18 protein-coding genes are annotated in these 21,044 nt (G+C 36.6%); 4 read left to right on the top strand and 14 right to left on the bottom strand.

Going from position 1 to position 21,044, the window contains the following annotated elements; genetic code table 11:
* Positions 1 to 111: 111 nt before the first annotated feature.
* Entirely contained in the window at positions 112 to 1,134 is a 1,023-nt protein-coding gene (locus GKE48_RS05195; RefSeq protein WP_154300580.1) for a DUF5050 domain-containing protein, read from the top strand.
* A 68-nt stretch (positions 1,135 to 1,202) separates the two neighbouring features.
* Here GKE48_RS05195 and aspS read toward each other — a convergent pair whose 3' ends face one another.
* The 11 genes from aspS to GKE48_RS05140 form a co-directional block, all read right to left on the bottom strand.
* Positions 1,203 to 2,999, bottom strand: a complete 1,797-nt coding sequence (gene aspS / locus GKE48_RS05190) for an aspartate--tRNA ligase (RefSeq protein WP_055214259.1) — start codon at positions 2,997 to 2,999, stop codon at positions 1,203 to 1,205.
* Positions 3,000 to 3,029: 30 nt separating this feature from the next.
* Positions 3,030 to 3,671, bottom strand: a complete 642-nt coding sequence (locus GKE48_RS05185; protein WP_154300579.1) for an HD-GYP domain-containing protein — start codon at positions 3,669 to 3,671, stop codon at positions 3,030 to 3,032.
* Positions 3,661 to 4,956 (bottom strand): EAL domain-containing protein, encoded by a 1,296-nt coding sequence (locus GKE48_RS05180; protein ID WP_243138444.1) that lies wholly within the window; start codon positions 4,954 to 4,956, stop codon positions 3,661 to 3,663. The genes GKE48_RS05185 and GKE48_RS05180 overlap by 11 nt, the downstream gene beginning before the upstream one ends.
* Positions 4,957 to 5,067: 111 nt before the next feature.
* Complete coding sequence (locus tag GKE48_RS05175) at positions 5,068 to 6,525, bottom strand: polysaccharide deacetylase family protein (RefSeq protein ID WP_154300577.1); 1,458 nt, start codon at positions 6,523 to 6,525, stop codon at positions 5,068 to 5,070.
* Between the two features lie 90 nt (positions 6,526 to 6,615).
* Complete coding sequence (locus GKE48_RS05170; protein WP_154300576.1) at positions 6,616 to 8,262, bottom strand: ABC transporter ATP-binding protein; 1,647 nt, start codon at positions 8,260 to 8,262, stop codon at positions 6,616 to 6,618.
* Positions 8,252 to 9,997, bottom strand: coding sequence for an ABC transporter ATP-binding protein (locus GKE48_RS05165; protein ID WP_243138443.1), 1,746 nt, complete (start codon positions 9,995 to 9,997; stop codon positions 8,252 to 8,254). Before GKE48_RS05165 ends, GKE48_RS05170 begins: the two co-directional genes overlap by 11 nt.
* A 59-nt stretch (positions 9,998 to 10,056) precedes the next feature.
* On the bottom strand, positions 10,057 to 10,488 hold the full coding sequence (locus tag GKE48_RS05160) for a hypothetical protein (protein WP_022098161.1): 432 nt from the start codon (positions 10,486 to 10,488) through the stop codon (positions 10,057 to 10,059).
* Positions 10,485 to 11,234 (bottom strand): zinc ribbon domain-containing protein, encoded by a 750-nt coding sequence (locus GKE48_RS05155; protein WP_022098162.1) that lies wholly within the window; start codon positions 11,232 to 11,234, stop codon positions 10,485 to 10,487. The genes GKE48_RS05160 and GKE48_RS05155 overlap by 4 nt, the downstream gene beginning before the upstream one ends.
* Positions 11,234 to 12,037, bottom strand: coding sequence for a zinc ribbon domain-containing protein (locus GKE48_RS05150; protein ID WP_022098163.1), 804 nt, complete (start codon positions 12,035 to 12,037; stop codon positions 11,234 to 11,236). Before GKE48_RS05150 ends, GKE48_RS05155 begins: the two co-directional genes overlap by 1 nt.
* 56 nt (positions 12,038 to 12,093) lie before the next feature.
* Positions 12,094 to 14,298, bottom strand: coding sequence for a hybrid sensor histidine kinase/response regulator (locus GKE48_RS05145; protein WP_022098164.1), 2,205 nt, complete (start codon positions 14,296 to 14,298; stop codon positions 12,094 to 12,096).
* Entirely contained in the window at positions 14,288 to 15,079 is a 792-nt protein-coding gene (locus tag GKE48_RS05140; protein ID WP_154300614.1) for a substrate-binding periplasmic protein, read from the bottom strand. Before GKE48_RS05140 ends, GKE48_RS05145 begins: the two co-directional genes overlap by 11 nt.
* A 299-nt stretch (positions 15,080 to 15,378) precedes the next feature.
* On the opposite strand from GKE48_RS05140, the gene pdxS reads away from it, so the two are divergent.
* From pdxS to GKE48_RS05125, 3 genes are all read left to right on the top strand, one after another.
* Complete coding sequence (gene pdxS, locus GKE48_RS05135; protein WP_012740712.1) at positions 15,379 to 16,257, top strand: pyridoxal 5'-phosphate synthase lyase subunit PdxS; 879 nt, start codon at positions 15,379 to 15,381, stop codon at positions 16,255 to 16,257.
* 1 nt (position 16,258) lies between these two features.
* The gene (gene pdxT / locus GKE48_RS05130; protein WP_154300575.1) at positions 16,259 to 16,822 is read left to right on the top strand and encodes a pyridoxal 5'-phosphate synthase glutaminase subunit PdxT; all 564 of its coding nucleotides are present in this window, start codon (positions 16,259 to 16,261) and stop codon (positions 16,820 to 16,822) included.
* A 220-nt stretch (positions 16,823 to 17,042) separates the two neighbouring features.
* Positions 17,043 to 17,960: a calcium/sodium antiporter gene (locus GKE48_RS05125; protein WP_055214278.1), complete on the top strand. Its 918-nt coding sequence runs from the start codon at positions 17,043 to 17,045 to the stop codon at positions 17,958 to 17,960.
* 74 nt (positions 17,961 to 18,034) lie between these two features.
* On the opposite strand, the gene GKE48_RS14515 is transcribed toward GKE48_RS05125, so the two are convergent.
* The 3 genes from GKE48_RS14515 to GKE48_RS05115 form a co-directional block, all read right to left on the bottom strand.
* Positions 18,035 to 18,196: a hypothetical protein gene (locus GKE48_RS14515; protein WP_173016888.1), complete on the bottom strand. Its 162-nt coding sequence runs from the start codon at positions 18,194 to 18,196 to the stop codon at positions 18,035 to 18,037.
* Positions 18,193 to 18,516 (bottom strand): type II toxin-antitoxin system Phd/YefM family antitoxin, encoded by a 324-nt coding sequence (locus tag GKE48_RS05120; RefSeq protein WP_041688947.1) that lies wholly within the window; start codon positions 18,514 to 18,516, stop codon positions 18,193 to 18,195. Before GKE48_RS05120 ends, GKE48_RS14515 begins: the two co-directional genes overlap by 4 nt.
* Before the next feature lie 73 nt (positions 18,517 to 18,589).
* Entirely contained in the window at positions 18,590 to 21,025 is a 2,436-nt protein-coding gene (locus GKE48_RS05115) for a 6-pyruvoyl-tetrahydropterin synthase-related protein (RefSeq protein ID WP_243138442.1), read from the bottom strand.
* Positions 21,026 to 21,044: the final 19 nt, after the last annotated feature.

Genomic DNA, 21,044 nt, shown 5'->3' with positions numbered 1-21,044 from the left:
GATGTATTGTTCTTATTGTATCACATTTTTAATGATATGCAATAAAGGTACTTTATGTTATACTTAAGAAAATGTTCTTAAATAATGTTCATAAGGGAGTAGTGATAACATATGAAAAAAGCCATCACAATAAGTGTAATAACTATAATAGGATTATTACTCGCAGTATTAATATTTTTATCTATACGAAGCAGCCGAATCGTATACAACAACGATAATGCTATTGGCAATTCGGCAGGCAACCTCAATAACGGAGGTTTGTTCTGCGAATACAATAACAAAATATATTTTGCCAATCCATACGATTATAACAAATTATATGTAATGAATTCAGACTGCACTAATGCCATGAAATTAAATGATGACAGTGTTGCATCCATCAATGTCTGTGGCAGTTACATATATTATGTCAAGAATAATTTCAAGCAGGAAACAATTGGAACAATATTCAGGGGACAGCTATTCGGTGTTTACCGCTGTAACTTAAACGGCGAGTCATTGAAAGCATTATACGACAGTCTTTCCGGAACAATAGCCTTATCTGGTAACTCGTTATATTACCAGCATTATAGTGATACAACGCCTCTGGCTTTCCATAAAGTAGACATTGCAGGAAAGAAGGATACCAAAATTTCCGACACACCTTACTCACCTGCGTGCGTCCATAACGGAACAATATATTTTTCTGATCCTGTCGGAAAACACAACATATTAAGTTACGATACCAAAACTGATAAAACCTCTGTATTATATGATTGCAATTCATATCTTGCAGATGTTGAGAACGGCTATGCATATTATATTGACTTAAGTAAGAACTATTCACTTGTAAGACTTAATACATCTAACAAAACTCTTGAATTATTGTATGGAGAAAAAGGAAACAAAGTCGTTAATTATAATGTGTATGGAAACAAAATATTTTTCCAGGTGGAAAGCACAGATGGAATGACAGGCCTTTACAGGATGAATATTGATGGAACGCAGATTGAAACTATTGCTATAGGCAATATTACCAACATTCACTGCACATCAAAATACACATTTTTCCAGTATTATGAAGATCAGGGAGTCCTTTACAGAGTAAGCACAAGTGGTGCTGATACATCTGTTGAACAGATTACTATCAAATAACATTTTTATAAATATCATATAAAATAATGCCCCGCACTTTCAAATCAGTGCAGGGCATTTATTATATCTTACTCTTCAGTTTTCTCTTCTTCAATCTTAATTGAAAGCTCATCAAGCTGCTTAGCATCTACAACATCAGGTGCATTAGTAAGGAGACAAGATGCATCCTTTACCTTAGGGAAGGCAATAACATCTCTGATTGAATCTCTCTTAGCCATAAGCATTACAAGTCTGTCAAGACCATAAGCAAGTCCTGCATGTGGAGGAACACCATACTTGAATGCATCAAGCAGGAATCCGAACTTTTCATTAGCAACTTCATCTGTAAGTCCAAGTGCCTTGAACATTCTGCTCTGAACATCAGCCTGATGGATTCTTACTGAACCGCCACCGATTTCTGTTCCGTTAAGAACAATATCATAAGCCTTTGCACGAACTGCACCAGGATTAGTCTCAAGCATATCAAGATCCTCATCCATAGGCATTGTGAATGGGTGATGCATTGCAACATATCTTTCTTCTTCATCTGACCATTCAAACTGTGGAAACTCTGTTACCCATAAAAACTTATAATCAGACTTATCAAGAAGTCCCATCTGATCAGCAAGTTCTACTCTTAAAGCACCTAGTACATTCCATACAATCTTATTTCTGTCAGCAGCGAATAAAAGAAGATCCCCTGCTTCACCATCCATAGCCTTAACAAGGGCATTCATCTGATCCTCTGTCATAAACTTTGCAAATGATGACTTATATGAACCATCTTCGTGAATTGCAATATAAGCAAGACCTTTTGCACCATATCCCTTAGCAAAATCAACAAGTGCATCAATCTTCTTACGAGGCATGCTTCCCTGTCCCTTTGCGTTGATTCCTCTTACAGAACCGCCATTCTCAAGTGCTCCCGTAAATACTCCAAATCCACAATCCTTAACAATATCTGATACATTCTGTAATTCCATACCAAATCTTAAATCAGGCTTATCAGAACCAAATCTGTCCATAGCTTCCTGCCATGTCATTCTCTGGATTGGAAGCTTTACATCAACATCAAGAACTTCCTTAAAAAGGTATGCAAGAAGTCTTTCATTAACATCGATTACATCATCAACATCAACGAATGATAATTCCATATCAATCTGTGTAAATTCAGGCTGTCTGTCTGCTCTTAAATCCTCATCTCTGAAGCATCTTGCAATCTGCATATATCTGTCATAGCCAGAACACATAAGCATCTGCTTAAAGAGCTGTGGTGACTGTGGAAGCGCATAAAACTTACCTGGATGAATACGGCTTGGTACAAGATAATCTCTTGCTCCCTCTGGTGTAGACTTGGTAAGCATAGGTGTTTCAATCTCTAAAAAGCCTTCATTTGCAAGAAATGCTCTTGTAAGAGTTGCAACCTTGCTTCTCATAATAATATTAGACTGTATATCAGGTCTTCTAAGATCAAGACATCTGTACTTAAGTCTGATATCTTCCTTAGTCTGGATATTTTCCTCTATTGGGAATGGAGGTGTCTCTGACTCTGAAAGAATTCTTAAAGTCTTTGCAGCAATCTCAATGTCACCTGTCTTTAAATTCTCATTAACAGCACCACTTCTCTTAATAACTTCACCCTCAACAGCGATTACAAATTCATTACGAAGTGTATATGCCTTGTCGAAGCCTTCCTTACCAATTATATTTTCATCAAAAAGAATCTGAAGAATTCCACTTCTGTCTCTTAAATCAACAAAAATAAGTGAACCAAGATTTCTTCTCTTGGCAACCCAACCCATTACAGTAACCTTCTTACCAATATCAGCCGATGAAACCTCTGTACATCTGTGCGATCTCTTTAAGCCAACCATTGACTCTGCCATCTTACTTTACCTCTTTCCTGTAATTAAATACTAATCTGCGAAGGATAGAATATCTTTAAGACTAAGATTTTCTAAGTCTACCTTACTATTTCTTATTATCTCAAATGTTTCTTCCTCGTGAATCATTCGCTGAAACTCAATAAATACTCTCATATCAAGATTCTTAATCTCTTCAATAAGAATATTCACAGCCGTATCAATGTCAAATGCTTTCCTATACGGCCGGTCAGATATCAGCGCAGCAAATTCATCTGTCACCTTAAGAATTCTTGCACCCAATGGAATATCTGTTCCCTTAAGATTATCGGGATAACCACTTCCATCGTAACACTCATGGTGATAGAGAACAACTTTCATTATATTATCTGAATAATCATAATTTTTCAATACATCAAAGCTGATTTTAGAGTGCATTCTCATATATTTCATCTCTTCGACTGATAATTCACCCGAATTTCTGCCATATAAGTATTCTGATAATTTAAGTTTTCCAATATCATGCATCATTCCAGCAATCTTGAGTTCATAACATTCCCGTTCATCAAGCTTAAGTCTCTTAGCAAGCTCATATGTAAGGTTAGCAACAAGAATCCCATGTTCTATACCACTCTTATAATCATTAAAAATATATTGCAAATGTTCATTCTCATTAATGTCCATATTATGTCCCATCAGTAATCTCCCTGCTGCCAGTATAATATTTATTAACAAATTCATTAGCAGGAAGTGGTCTGTCAAAATAAAATCCCTGTATAACATCACAACCATAAGAAACAACTGTATCGAGATCCTCTTTAGTCTCAACTCCCTCAAATACAAGTTCATATTCTACCATCTTAAGCATCTCAATCAGGGACTTTATAACCAGCCTTCCTTTATCGCTCTTTAATGACCTGCTTGCAAATACTCTGTCAAACTTAATAATATCAGCAGGAATATTGGCAATCTGGTTAAGTGATGAATATCCTGAACCAAAATCATCAACATTAATCTTAAATCCCTTTGCCCTTAATGCATTAATAACATCAATCATAGCATCCAGTGCATCAATAAATGTTGTTTCAAGTATCTCAAGTTCAATAAGCGATGAATCAATCTGATACTTATCCTGTAACTGAAGCATATATTTTAACAAATCTTCACTTGTAAATCTCTGCCTTGATATATTAACCGAGACAGGAACAGGCTTAATTCCCTTATCAATGCATTGTCTCTGGAAAGCAAAGGTTTTATCAAGCATAATATCATCAAGCTTTCCAATCATTCCTGTATGTTCAAGCACCGGAACAAATCTGGCTGGTGAAACAAGCTCACCTGCTCTTGTCTTCATTCTTACAAGTGCCTCTGCACCTGCAACACAATTATGCGATACTGATATCTTAGGCTGAAGGAAAATTTCTATTCTTTCTTCCTCACACGCTCTCACAAATTCATTAGACATATCCATATGTTCAAGATATTCATTGCAATTATCCGCTGAATATACACAACATGGAATATCAAATCTTCCTTTTGTTGATTTCTTTGCAAGATTAGCACGGTCAACTGCCATACGTACATCAAGTGACGAATCGTCATAAAAATACAATCCAACATAAACATGCTGATACACAAGCGGATATCTTTCTGACAATTCTTTCTCAAAGATGCGATTCTTTCTTGCAATATATCCCACCACATCTTCATTCGTCATATTATCAACTTTATAAGCACCCCTGAACTGGTCAAACCCGATTCCGTGTGAAGCAAGGCACAATGGTTCATTAACAAAATAAAAGTCTGCAATATCCTGCATAACCTTATCACCTTCATCCATGCCGTAAAAATCATTAATATACTTAAAATTACTTATATCCAGAGCTAATAGAACAACTCTGTGTTCATTAGTGTTCACAATCTCACGCACTTTATTGTTAAACACATCATGCCCTGCCATTCCAAGATAACAGCCTCCCATAACGATTCCACTCCTCATATACATCCGTACTTTCAATATAATAGAATTATATCACAATACCAATAGCAAATCCACCTGTTATTAATATATATAATTCAAGTCACTTTAAAATCAATTATTAACGCCATGATGTGACATTGGTGTGGTTGATGTCATAGGTAAAAATGTATACCCTTCCGATAACCCCCACTGTATTATCTGCTCAACTGCATCAACACTAAAATTCTTTATATCATGCTGTAAAACTACTGATACATTATTACTTTTAATTCCTTCTATAACATTAGCCACAACCTGTGATGTGCTTGTTGTTCCACCTGCATCTCCACTAGAAACATTCCAGTCACAATATCTAAATCCACGTTCTTCAACAGCACATACAAGCTGGCTCATTATGCCATAGCAGTACGTTTTACTTATTGTGTTACTAGAACCACCTGGAAATCTTACAAGATCTGCTGCTTTTCCAGTCTGTGCAGTTATAATACTGTTCATCTCATCAAAATCTGCAAAATATGCGTCTACACTCTGATATATCTTTGCATAATCATGTGATGCTGAATGTATTGCAACAGTATGCCCCCGCTGTGCTTCCTGGGCAATAAGATTCTGATAGTCCGGTTTTCCATTAGTAACAAAAAATGTTGCCTTAACATTATATCTGTCAAGAATATCAAGCAGCTTTTCTGTATATGGTCCGGGGCCATCATCAAAAGTCAGATAAACAACTTTATCACCCGGATTAACTGCATCATCTGACATTGGTGCAACTACCTTCACAGTTCTTTGCACTTCAGATTCGTTACCACAATTATCAGATACATTGTATGTTACTGTATATTTTCCTGCATTAGCTGTATCAACATTCCCAGATACTGATACCTTGTCAGTTACATCTCCATCACACATATCCACAGCTATATACCCTGGTTCACTATATGTATCTCCCATCCTGATATAATACACCTCACCACCAGTAAGTGATATCTGTGGTGCTGTAGTATCTTCTACATGTATAACACGTTCTGTAAATGCTTCATTACCAGAAGAATCTTTAACTGAATATACAATTGTAGTATCCCCTGTTGTATATGTGTCAACCTCCGCAGAAGTCTCCACTTTATCTGTAATATCACCATCATAATTATCAACTGCAGAAAATCCTGCTTCTTCATAATTACTTCCAGCTTCTAAGGTAATCTCTGTATCTCCTGAAAGACTGATAACAGGTGCCTGGGTATCCACAACTTTTACTGCTACTTTTCTAGAAATATGTTTCTTCTTTCTTGACGCAACAATCTTAATGTCATACTTTCCAAGCTTTGTGACATCAACATTTCCCTCAATCTCTATATTTGTCTTATTATCTTTCTTTCTAAGTACATTCTTCTTAATAGTTTCATTAATATCCGCTTCATCATCGGTACTTCCATACTCAACAACTAAAGTATCAGGGCATGACACCGCCAGACTGTTCTCCTTAACAGATCTGATGATAAATATTATCACCAGCACCATAAGAACTGTAACAGAACCTGCCATTAAATATTTAACCCATCTATTATTCATAAAACATACCAACTTTCTCATTTGAACATAATATTGTATGGGTATTATACTTCTTTAATGCATAATAAGCCAGTAGAAACATTAATAAAATTAAACTATTTCTATAATTCTTCCCGTTTTTGCATTAGTTCTGTGAGATATTGATATAACAGTCCTGTTCTTGCTTACCCTGTTTAATGCATCAAGCACATTTTTCTCAGTATCAGCATCAAGATTAGCTGTTATCTCATCTAGCAGAAGCAGTTCAGGCTTTGCTGCTGCAGCCCTTGCAATTGACAATAACTGCCACTGTCCCTGTGAGAAATCTTCTGGCTTGCATATAGTATCATATCCATTGTCAAGTTCCATAATTGCATCATGAATACCTGCTGCCTTAGCTGCTTCAATTACATCTTCATCAGTAATTGATACATCATACAGTGTTATCTGGTCTTTGACAGTTCCTGAAACCATATGAAAAGTCTGCTCAACATATCCATATATTCTCCTCTTTTCACTATCCGGAATAGCCGTAGCCTTCTGACCTGCAATTGATACGCTTCCTTTATCCGGCTCGTAAAGCCCAAGAAGGAGCTTGAATATTGTACTCTTTCCTGTACCTGTTCTTCCCGACAGAGTAACCTGCTCGCCCTCCTTAACAGAAAAACTTAAGTTCTCCACAACATTTTTATCATCATATGCAAATGTTACATTATTGAAATCGACAATCACATCACTGTCAGCTTCCATGGCTGTATTGTCTGCAATGTATGAATCCTTCTTAACTGATAATTCATCCATCTCGAAAAATTCATTTATTCTATGTACTCCGGCTATTGCTGACTGTATAGTCTGAATCTCCATACCAAGGCTCTCAACAGGAGCAAATATCTGTGAAATATAATTAATTACCGCAACTGCTGTACCTGCTGACATACCAAAAAATGCAAGCACTGTCTGGTTACCTGATGCTGAAAAAAGCATTACCACAGCAACAACAATTGCATTGAGAGTAAGAATTACAGGTGAATATACTGCATCATAGAAATTAGTTTTCTCAACTGCTGCGTAACTTTCACATATATATTCATCGTATCTTTCTGCCATATAATTTTCCTTGCCAAGTGTATGTATTGTTCTTATGTTGTGAAGAGTTTCCGGCACATGTCCTGATGCTCTTCCTACAGCTCTTCTGTTCTCAATCTGTGCTGCCAGCATATTCTTCTGAATAATTCTTGTGAATACGAACAGGAATGGAAGAATAACAAGAAGCACAATGGCAAGTCCCTTATTCTTAAACCATATAACAGCAACTATACTTATTATCTTACAGGCATCAGCAAACATACTGATAATTCCTGATGTAAACAAATTCTCAACTGTATCAGCATCACCAACGAATCTTGAAACAACAGTTCCCGGCTCCTGACTTGTAAGACCGCTTGTTGTAAGACAGCTGTACTTATACATCAACGCACTCCTTAATGAATGTGTAATCTTCTGTCCGAATACTGTAAGAAAAGTTTCTCTTGCACTCTCCATAAAACCGGTTACAAGAAGAAATCCGAAATACATAAGAACCATATAAAATGTGGGCATTGTACCTGATGCAACTGTATCAATAATCTTTGCAAGAATAAGTGGTGGAAACAGTGCCATTACAATTGCGCCAACAACAGTAATTGCAATTCCTGCTGTAAGCATCCACTTTTCTTTTATTGTGTTCAATATAACTCTGCCAACACTTTTATTCTTCATCAGATGCGCCTCCCTTCTGTTCATTATAAAGAACCGCATACTGTGGGCATTTATTCATAATCTCATCATGTGTACCGGCTATGGTTTTTCCGTTCTCCATCCATATAACCTTATCCATCTGTGGGAACAGATATAATCTGTGTGAAATAAGAATCACAATACAATCCTTGGTGTATTCTTTAATATTAGCAAATACCTCTCTTTCAGTGTCCTTATCAAGTGCTGAAAATGGATCATCTAATATAATTAACGGCTTCTTATGGCAGAGTGTTCTGGCAAGTGCAAGTCTCTGTGCCTGTCCTCCTGACAGTCTCACACCTGTATTCCCAACATAAGTGTCCTGTCCGTTTTCCATATCATTTACTTCTTTGTCAAAGCACACTGCCTTAAGAAGCTTAGCCACATCCTCATCATCACCCATAAGAATATTGTTTCTAATTGTATCATTAAACAATTCCGGATCATGTCCCAGATATGCTGCAAGTCCTGCCTTTTTCGCATCATCAAGTTCTGAAAGTTCATTGCCTGCAATCTTAATGCTCCCCTTATATGGATATTCACATAAAAACACCTTTCCAAGAGTTGACTTGCCACATGCAACAGAACCCGTTACTCCGATTATGTCACCTTTTTCTGCTTCAAATGTTACATTTTCGAATATATCATGGCCTCCCGGATAAGCAAATGTAAGTCCTTTTACTTCAAGTGAGTCACACTTTACACTGTTATCCGCATCTTCATAATTTTCATGCTTCATAAGCGGTTTAATTCTCTTCCATGACACCTGTGCCTTATGTACTGCATTAAACAGCTTTGCTGCATGTGAGGACTTCTTAGAAAGCTTTGCAAAGCATGATACATATGTAGCCAAAATAGCAATATCCCATTCTTTCCAGCCTGTTCCCAGAACATTTCTGCTTCCAAAATATAATATAAATATAACTCCGGCAAGTGCTATAACCTTGTATATCGGAGGAAATGCTGTTCCCCATATATTAGCCCTTACTGCCGACTTTTCATAGGCTGTAAGATTATCTTCATACGCCTGTTTTCTTTCCTGCTCACAGCCATATACACGATATGTAACCGCATTTTCTGCTCTTTCAAGCGTTGCCGCACTAAGTCTTCCTGACTGTACCTTATATTCTGCACCTGTCTTTTGTACAACAGCCTTCATCTTCTCTGCAATGATATAAGATATTGGCGGGAATATCATACATATAAGCCCAAGTCTCCAGTCATAGAAAAGAAGCATTCCTGCATATGCTGCAAGTGCAACACCCGTATCAAATATCTCAGTCGTGAACTTTCTCATCCCTTCAGCACAATCATCAACATCCAGGATAGCCTTGGTAAGAATATCTCCCGCTCCTTCTTCCTGTAACTGTGGTCTGCTCTTATGTACAAGGCTGTTATACAAAACCTCTTTCATGTTCTTATTAACATTATTAGCGAATCTTCTTACATAGAATCTTTTTATATACCTTGATATCTGCACTACTGCAATTGCAATCACATAACATATTACAAGAATAAGCATATCTGTAAATGTTGATTTTCCACCAAGTATATTAACAAGACAGCCTGTCATTCTTCCTTCAAACCACGGACCTGCAAGAAGTCCGAGATTGTATATAAGACCAGATATCGTTATTATCAGAAGTATATTCCACTGGGATTTAAAATAATATGACACCCTGTCGGTCATGATATTATTCCTTCCTGTGTTACTCATCTTCATCATCCTCTGTTTATCTTCGTTATCTTTCTTTTAAAGTCAATTACATTAACACATTATTGTGACAGTCCGTTACTAATATATATATTTTTTACATTTTCAAGTGCTTCCTTAAACAGCACATTATTAAACTGTGCATTATCTATATCTTTAACCACCTGTTCTGCTTTCTCATTTTCTCCATTATTCACATACACCCTGTAATCAACAGCTTTTTTATATGCAATGGCAAATGTATAGTAGTCCTGCGTATCTTTATCAATATCTTTGCCTATGCCTGTGTTATATTCTGTCTTTTCAAGAAGCCCTTCATAATTATTCTCTATAAAATCATTATAAAGACTGTCTTCTTCATAGCCCGACATTCTTCCTTTACTCCTGAATACATCACCTGATATATCTGAAACACATGGGATTATAATAATAATCATAATTGCACACAGTACATAAGCCAGAAGTGATATATTAAATTTCATCTTTTTTCTCATTCAAAGCTCCTCCTTGTAATGAGTGTAAGTATATCTGCCTGTGACATATCAGGAAGTCCGGCTATGTCCTCATCTGTCAGATTGCAGTATGCCTTTAACAGTTCATGTGATTTTTCATATATATCATTTATATACTTAATACTTTCTTTCGATACACTATGATATGATAAATTTAAACGTCTGCTGACAATATCTTCCATGTCCGCAACAGCCCTTGAAATCGTATTCATATATTCGTCGCCATAATATGATGAATTATTCCTTTCCATCATACTTATTATACCTTTTCTTATATACACATAATCACCTGCGACATTGTAAAAATCATTCCATGCGTATTTATCATCATTATCCTTTATTGAACAATCTCCCACATAATCCATACTGTACAGAGTTGCATAGTCTCCTGCTTCTAACAGAAGCTTTAGTTTTGTCTGGATTTCATCACTATGGGATGAATAATATTTCTGCTGATTTTTTCTTGCTATATCGTATCCAATCATTGAATTTTTACCAATAATAGCCAGTGTAAGTGCAGTCATTGTTATAACAAGAGCTGTTATTGGTGCAATATAATTCACAAACCATTTGCTGTTACCAATTACTTTGGAACGCGTGCTGTTAAACTTTTTATTATATTGTTCCATATCATCAATATGCTTCTTAAATTCCACATTTGGCGAGCCGCAATTAGGACAGAACTTCTGATTCATCTGTATAGGTGCGCCGCAATTATTACATTTCATCAGTTGTTCCCTCCCTCATTATATTTTTTATAAAATGACTCTTCGTAGCTCTTTCCAAGCTTGTAATCATAATAGCCATTCTGATACAATTCATTAAGCATATCATTAATTTCTTTGTCCGTCGCCTTTGCAACATTCTTAAGATAATTCTGTGCTTCTGCAACCCAGCCGTCCACAGTTTCTTTTTCTTCTGCCGTACAGCCCTCATACCTACGGTAATTATATCCGTTTTTATTATTAATGAAATATATCATGTCAAGTGACTCTTCAAAGCCTGTTCCAAACTGATAATCACTCAGTTTTTCGCCTTTATGAACCATAATGTAGATATCTGCCACCCTTTTATAATAATAATCATAAATATTAATAAAATTGTAATGACTCCACTTTTCCAAAACACTTGAACTGCCCTTATAACTATCTGTCAGTTCTGAAATGCCTGCATAGTCCCGCTTTTCATATAATGAATTAAGTTCACCTATATTATTATTGTACCAATCTAATGACTGGTGTATCTCTTTCCTGTTGTGTGAAGAATTATACATGCTCTTATATGAACCATATCCAAACATACTTCCGGCAAGAACTGCTGCCGCTATTGCCGCACATACTATACCTACACTTTTCATTGTACTTTTTATGATGTATTTTCTGGTATTCTTATCCAGCTTCTCCATTCCTTCATTCAGATTGTACAGGTCTTTCATGTACTTCTGTTCAGAATTCTCATACTGCATAGCACCACAATATGGGCATGCAGTCTCGTTATCTCCTATATCTGCTCCACAATTACTACATATCATAGCTATCCCCTTTTATCAGTTATTGTATTATGCAGAGACTCCTTTATCCTGCATAATCATCTTTTATAATACTGTGCAATTGTACCAACTACAACATCCATCTGTAAAGGTTTTGACAGATGAGCATTCATTCCGGCTTCAACACATTTTCTGGCATCCTCCTCAAATGCATTGGCTGTCATTGCAATTATCGGAATCTCCACAGCATCAGGTCTTTCCATATCTCTTATAGCTTTTGTTGCGGCAATTCCGTCAAGCTTTGGCATCATAATATCCATAAGAATCACATCATATGTATGTGGTGCACACCTTGTAAATTCCCTGACAGCCTGCTCACCATCACTGACAACAGTAACATTAGCGCCTTCATCCACCAGAAGAGTCTGTGCAATCTCAGCATTAAGTTCATTATCCTCTGCTAGCAGAATCTTAATTCCCGAAATATCATTACTGCTCTTTTCCTTATCGACCTTCGTTTCTTCAACTTTGCTTGCAATCTCGAAAGGAATTCTGATTACAAATGTTGAGCCTTCCCCTTCCTTGCTTGTGACACTAATTGTTCCATTCATTTTGTCAACCAGACTCTTAACAATAGCCATACCAAGTCCTGTTCCCTGATAAACACTTCTGGCATCTGTCTTTTCCTGTACAAATGGTTCAAATATATGTTCAAGAAATTCTTCACTCATGCCAATTCCCGTATCAGTAACAGTCCATTCATATGTAACAATTCCATCCTGTGTTCCAATACATTTAAAATATGTTGAAACCATTCCTCCTGCTTTATTATATTTGATGCAGTTAGCGTATATATTTAGAAATAACTGGCGTAAATGCAGAGGACTTCCGTATACATATGGATACATAACTTTTCCTGCCACCTTGTCATACTTAAGATTGACACCTGAATCTGAGGCACGCTGTTCAACTATAGTAATAATATCCTTTGCAAGCTTGTTAAGATCCACAATCTCTCTTGAAAGCTCAATCTGGCCATCCTCTAACTTACTCATCTGGAGAATGTCATTAATAAGTGATAAAAGATGATTAGCAGCTATTGACATTTTCTTTCTGTTAGTATTAATCATATCTGTATCTTCTTTATGGCTCTCATCAATTCTTAACAATCCGATTATGCCATTAAGCGGCGTCCTTATATCATGTGTCATTCTTGATAAGAAATCAGTCTTGGCAGCATTAGCCTTTTCCTCTCGGCGTACTGCCTCCTGTAGCTGTTCATTTTTTTCCTGCAGTGTCTTTGCATACTGCTGCTGCATTTCATACTGTTCACGCTCATATCCCTGAACCGTTTTCCAGCGCATCATATTAAGTACAAGTACAGCAAACATATAGGCAACAAATGTATACTGCATATTTCTTGGTGTTGTCTTAAAAACATTTCTTTCCGGCATATAAACATACACATAATAATCTCTCCCACGTTCCATAAGACCATAATTATGTGAACCCCACCTTCTGTTACTATCAGCATGTACTATTTTGCCACTTGCACCAGTCTCCTTTATCTTCTTAATAACATTATATTTATCAATATCTTCACCAACCATACTGTCATCATTAGACGCTATTATCTGATTTCCCTTTGTAACAACAATCTTTCCATCTTCCCTGTCATCATAACCTGATAATATATGTGTAAATGAAAGATTGTAATTATTAACATACTCTGCCGGTGTGTGGTAATAAACAACAACTATCCCACTTGAATCCGCCATACCACATGCTGCAAGGTCAACATATGAACCATCTTCACAGTCAATTCTTATTGCGTATGTTTTTTCAGTATTATCAACAACATCAATAAGTGAAGTACTGTCAAGATATTCGTTAAGCTCATCTGCACCATATTCATCTGTATATTCCTGTGCTATAAGATTACCTTTTGAATCCATGATTATAACTGCCGTCAGATAACATTCCTGCATATTCTTTTTGATAAATTCTTCTGTAAATATATCTTTATCTGAAAGGCTGCGCTCATATGTGATATTATGTTTTATCTGCTGCGCACTTTCAATTACCCTGAGCAGGCTCTTGGTTTCTGACGCAAGATTAAGTCTTGTAAAGCTGTTGCACTGTTCATTAATATAATGCGCAGTATCTGAAAGTGTTTCCTGTGTAGTTTTTATATCAACATTTACAGCAATAAAAAACACAATCATCATTATAAACAGGCCTGCTATAATCTCAATCGGCCATATTCTTTTTCTTTTCTTTCTGGTAATGGTATTATTTTCCATAACTGTCCACCTCCAGATATTTATCAGCATCAGGAATATATCTGCTGATTATCTTCTTCTCTGTACCATCATTTCTCATCTGGTTAAGAATTTCTGTAAGCTGCTTCTCTATCCCACGGTCATCATTTTTGTCAAATGCTACTCCCAGTCCTACTGTCTCTAATGGTTCGTCAAGAATCCTGAACTTAATATTATAATCTTCCATGTACTGGCGTATTGCAGTTTCATGAGCTGCCAGAGCATCTGCATAGCCTTTGCTTAAAAAAGGATATATAAGTTCTCTCTTCTGCAAAGCTATTAATGACCTTATAGCCGGGATACGCTCATCAGTCTTGCTAAGAAATATCTTCTCAGGTCTTGTTGTAGTCTGTACTGCAATCGTCTTTCCTTCCAGATCCTCAAGAGAATATATATCACTTTCCATATTCACAGCAACAACCTGACGGCTGGTCATATAAGGTCCTGCCCATCTGTATTCATTCTCCCTGCCGTTCATGCTAAAGCTTCCCCATGCACAATCAATTGTTCTGTCAGCAAGAAGATTCTTCTTATCTTCCCAGTCAATATATATGAATCTGGCCTTGTAACCCATTCTTTTAAATGCTTCCGTAGCAAGCTCAACATCAATTCCAGTAGCATTGCCATCTGTATCAACATAATTATATGGCGGATAGTTGTCACTTCCTATGACTATTTCCGGCAATCCAGCCTCATTATTGTGACTGTCTGACCATTCTTTTTTCCCACAGCCATAAAAAGAAGCTGCATATATGCTTAGCATACATATTATAATCAAAAAGCTTTTAATCCTACGCACTTACTTTCCATCTCCTACATATTTATAAAATATGTTCTATTATAATACAAAAAGCTGCTGATTACTAATCAGACTGACAGTTTTCGTTCGACATAATTCGACAATTTTTTTATAGTCAGTTTTCATCTGACCATATTCCTGATTTATTCTGACCTTATTCTGGCATGTGACATTTTTATTAAATTGGATATTTCTTTATGACCAGTTGTGCAATATTATATGTAAAAATCAATTCATAAAATTCATTTTCAAGGAGGTCAGTTATGACAACAAATTCACAATATGAATTAAACAAAGGACTTGCACAGATGTTAAAGGGTGGCGTAATCATGGATGTTACTACTCCTGAGCAGGCTAAGATTGCAGAGGCTGCTGGTGCATGTGCTGTTATGGCACTTGAGAGAATCCCTGCCGATATCAGGGCTGCAGGTGGTGTTTCGCGTATGAGCGACCCTAAGATGATTAAAGGTATTCAGGATGCTGTAAGTATTCCTGTTATGGCAAAATGCCGTATTGGTCATTTCGTTGAAGCACAGATTTTACAGGCAGTTGAGATCGACTATATTGATGAATCTGAAGTATTATCTCCTGCTGATGATATATATCATATTGATAAAACCCAGTTCAAAGTACCTTTCGTATGTGGTGCAAGAGATTTAGGAGAAGCATTAAGAAGAATCAATGAGGGTGCATCCATGATAAGAACAAAGGGTGAACCTGGTACGGGAGATGTTGTTCAGGCTGTACGACACATGAGAAAGATGAATTCTGAAATCAGAAAAATAACATCTATGCAAAAGGACGAGCTTTTCGAGGAAGCTAAACAGTTACAGGTTCCATATGACCTTGTCCTCTATGTACATGATAACGGAAAGCTTCCTGTAGTAAACTTTGCTGCCGGAGGTGTTGCTACTCCTGCAGATGCCGCACTTATGATGCAGTTAGGTGCTGAGGGTGTATTTGTAGGTTCCGGTATATTCAAGTCTGGAAATCCTGCTAAGAGAGCTTCCGCTATCGTTCAGGCTGTTACTAACTACACAGATGCTGCACTTATTGCTAAATTATCAGAAGATTTAGGTGAAGCCATGGTTGGTATTAATCCTAGTGAAATCCAGATAATCATGGAAGAAAGAGGCAGATAATATGAAAATAGGCGTACTTGCTGTGCAGGGTGCATTCATTGAGCATGAACATATCATTGAAAAAATCGGACATGAAGTAGTTGAAATACGTCAAAGAAAAGACCTTGATGGCATTGACGGAATTATCCTTCCGGGCGGTGAAAGCACTGTTCAGGGACAGCTTATAAGAAAGCTGGATATGCTTGCTACAATTAAGTCTTTAATAACAGATGGTCTTCCAACACTTGCAACCTGTGCCGGTCTGATTCTTTTAGCCGGACACATTGACAATGACGACAGTATACATATTGGGACTCTGCCTGTCACTGTAAAAAGAAATGCATATGGAAGACAGTTAGGCAGCTTTGTAAGAACTGCTCCTATGAAAGGCTTTGATAAATTTCCAATGACATTTATCCGTGCGCCATACATTTCATCAATCAAGGATAATGTTGATGTTCTTGCAGCTGTTGATGACAGAACCGTTGCTGTTCAATATAATAACCAGATTGGTCTTGCATTTCACCCTGAGCTTTCAGGTGACACAAGAATTCATGAGTATTTTATATCACTCTGTGAAAAATAATCTGAATTATAATATTTAATTGACACATTTACACATATATATTAGTATAATGTTAATAAGAGGGAGTAGTTAGCATCGTATCCGGTGCAATAGTAATCGTCATCACGCTGAACAGCCGGTTATTATTACAATTAACGAGACTTTTATCAATTCATTTTTGATGCGATAAAGGTCTCTTTTTATATTATTCCATTCCTTTATCGCAAGAAAGGAGCTTATTATGGAATATTTGTTACTACTCATCGGTTTCGTGCTATTAATAAAAGGCGCGGATTTCTTCGTGGAGGGAAGTTCTTCCCTTGCCAAAATCCTTAAAGTACCAAGCGTTATCATAGGACTTACCATTGTTGCAATGGGAACCAGTGCCCCTGAGGCATCTGTTAGTATTAACGCTGCCCTTTCTGGCAGTAATGACATTGCAATCAGCAATGTTGTTGGTTCTAACATATTTAATGGTCTTGTCGTTGTAGGTATCTGTGCATTTATCGCAGGATTTTCTACTAACCGTGACATTCTCAAGCGTGATATGCCTGTTAATATCATAATAACTGCTATTCTTTGCTTTATGTTTATTGATGGCAGACTTTCAAGAATTGAAGGCATTATTCTCCTTGCCGGAATGGCAGCTTACATCACATGCATGATAATATCAGCACTTAAAAACAGGGAAGAAGCTGAGGATTGTAAAATAATGCCTCTGCCTAAGAGTCTTCTTTATATTGCCGGTGGTCTTATAGCAGTAATATTCGGTGGTAATCTTGTTGTAGATAAAGCCTGTATCATAGCTGCCAACTTTGGTGTAAGCCAGAATTTCATAGGTCTTACAATAGTCGCAATCGGAACATCCCTGCCTGAGCTTGTAACTTCTATAGTTGCCACAAGGAAAGGTGACAGCGGACTCGCACTTGGCAATGCAATCGGCTCTAACATATTTAATATATTATTTATCTTAGGAATGTCTGCTGCGATACAGCCTCTTCACGTTCTTTCTGAATCACTTATTGACTGTATCATACTTCTTGCCAGTGGAATTGTATTATTTCTCTTCGCATTTACCAAGAAGACAATGAGCAGATGGGAAGGTGCTGCATGTATTCTTATGTATGTGGGATATACGGCATATCTTTTTGTACGCTAAAGGTATTTTAAATTAATTATGCATAAATAAATGCACCGTAAGTATATCTCTAACATACTTACGGTGCATTTGTGTTAAATATTATGTTCTTTTCTTCTTTTTGACTCTTCTTTATAAACCTGCTCATCAGTACGCGCTGAAATAACAATTATTTTCATAACCTGAATCTGAACGGAATGGTCGAGCCTTTTCATATCCTTCTCTGCTTCCTGTAAAAACTCAATCCCCCATATCATTCGATATCAATATCCTCCGCATTTTCAAGCTCTTTTTCATCTATCCCAAGATTTCTCATAACATAATCCATAGAAACCGTTTCTTTATTGCCATTATCTTCAATACGCTTAGTAGCTTCAATCAGAAGATAATAATCCTCTTCAATCTCCGTTAGTCTTGTATATTCCTCTGGTGACAGAATAACTGCTGATGGCTGATTATTCTTCAAAACAATCAGCTCCTTTTCATCATGAAGTCTGTCAAATATCTTTGAAGCCTGACCTTTATTAAATTGAGAAATTGGAATCAGACATTGTAAAATATTAGTTGCTATTGCCACATTTACCACCTCCATATATTTTCTATATATAGAGTATTCTTTTTGTAAATATGTCAACAAATTTGTTGTAAAATTAATTGTTATTTCTTCTTTTAACAATCAGCCACACAACCATTAACACAACTCCTGCAGCACTAACTAAAGCCCCCTGCCACAGATACGGGTATCTCATCTTAATAACAGTTGTTCCCTTATTCACATACATAAGATTATTCCTATGTGTTATATCCGATGAAGAGCTGAATATATCGTGATATGCAAGTGTTATATTAACATTATCATTATTAGATGTAATTGTAATCTCATTGTTTCCGTATTCCACCTTTAAAGGAACTATCTTTCTGTCTGGAAGTTCCTCTGATGATATACCACTCATATTACTAAGCAACTGTCCAACAGATACGTCATCAGTCAGACTATAGAAATATGTAAGATTAAGGCCAGTCATTATAATATTATCGTTATTAACAGTCCCATAAAAATCGAGATTCAATCCATTATCATAAAAAGTTCCCCACACAGTATCAAGTCCATCAATATACACTGTATTCCATGTAGTATGTCCCTGAGGAAACATATCTGGATATATCGTTCCAATTCTTGTATCCATATCCGGATATCCATTGTGAAATGTTATCAAACTGCATGTTACGCCAAGGAAATTCTGACTATGTGTACGCTTATCCTTTGGTATGCCATCGGCATATATAATCACCTTAACTCCTGCTCTGCTTAGACGCAGTACAAGGTCTTCTGCTGTTTCTTTATCATCATATGTAAAACCATTCAGGAACACCTCTTTATATCCCGACAGTTCTTCATATGTGTAATCATTAAGATTAGCAGAATCTGCTGTTTCAACCGCAGGGAACTGCATTGATATTGCTACTGCCCCAGAGCCTATCGCAACTGCCCTGTAACTGCTGATAACTCCCCAGTTGTCAGGTGTTTCAATATGATAAAGAATATAATCATTGTTTTGTTCCACTTTCTTATATCCAACAGTATTCGCAGCTGCTTCAAGATCATCTAAAGAATTATTATATTGTTCAAGCAATGATTTTTTCACAAGTACAGAATCATCCCCCAGTTCTAAGCATCTGTCGAAGACATACAGGAAATCTCCCTGTGCAAATGCTTTGTTAAGATTAACTATATTAGCAGATGTATTAGCAGCTTCTCTTCCTGCACCAAATGTAGCATCAACCGGATTGCCATAATCAGAAACCAGCCATGAACCGGTTGCCCCCAGTATGCTCTCGTCCATCAGGGCAAGTCTCTGCTTTGTGACTGCCTGAGCACTTGAAATAAGAGTACTGTCCTGTCTTGCTACCATTCTTTCCTGAACAGATATATCATTATGTTCACCAACAATAAGGCTTAAAGATGGTATAGTATCTACCACCAGTAAAACACAAAGCATCAAGACCAGAGTCTTCTTTAGCCTATCCCACATAAGAAAGCTCATAAGAATCATACATAATGCAATGGATATGAATCTTAACATCCATAAATACTGGCTTCCTGGCAAGTGCTTCAAAACGGCATATGCTGATTTAGTTGTCATAAGCAGTATAATGAATCCTGTTACAAAGCCTGTTCTCGATTTCTTATATCCAAATAAAATGCCAAATACAATAACAACCAAAGTTGCAAATCCGAAATAAAAATATTCAAAACCTCTTGTTAATCTTTCAAAAGGATTAATTGTTATCCATAAATTCTGGAAGAAATTAGCCATATTTTCAGAATTATCAAGTGAAGTTATTCCACCTCTTAAGGACGCAACCAGCCATATTCCAAGCAGCATAAATCCAAAAATCATTGATATTACAACATCAAGTACTGCCTTCTTTCTGCCCTTCTGTATAATATAAACAATTCCATATATAATCACAGCTATAGCCACCATTCCAGCATATCCAAGATGACACAATTCCATAAGTAAAAATGTAAATACCATAAGCGGTATGTATCTTAATTTATGATTGTATAAATATTTATATACAGAATATATGAATACCGGCAAAAATATCATACTGAGACTTCTGGCAAGATTTCCTTCTATAAATATTGCACACAGATTATTAGGCATAAAGAACCAGAGGAGTCCGATAAATGCTCCCAGATAAGGTCTGTTAAAGCCTCTTCCGATAAATGGCCATACACATGCGCCTAAAAAACACACTCCTCCTATATAAAAAAGATATGCACCAAACTGGCTTCCACCCGCAAGATACTGACAAAACGCCATAACATAAGCAGGAAATGGAGACCAATACCTTAAAATCTCCACGCCGTTATACCATGCAGGATCATATAAAGGATACCAGTTGCCCGATTTAATCGCATTATATACATAATCTCCTCTGTAGACATGATACATAGTATCTGAACCTGAAGGATATATTCCACTTGTCTTTACCAGCCAGACAACAAAACATGCTGTTGCAAAATACACGAATGGCATAAGAAACAGCAGGTAAATTGCTTTATTTTTCTTTTTCAACTTCTTCTCCAATCCGTCT

The sequence above is a fragment of the Lachnospira eligens genome (assembly GCF_009680455.1).
Lineage (GTDB): Bacteria > Bacillota > Clostridia > Lachnospirales > Lachnospiraceae > Lachnospira > Lachnospira eligens_A.
Note: the sequence above shows the minus strand (reverse complement) of the source record. Positions and strands in the feature narration are given on the sequence as shown.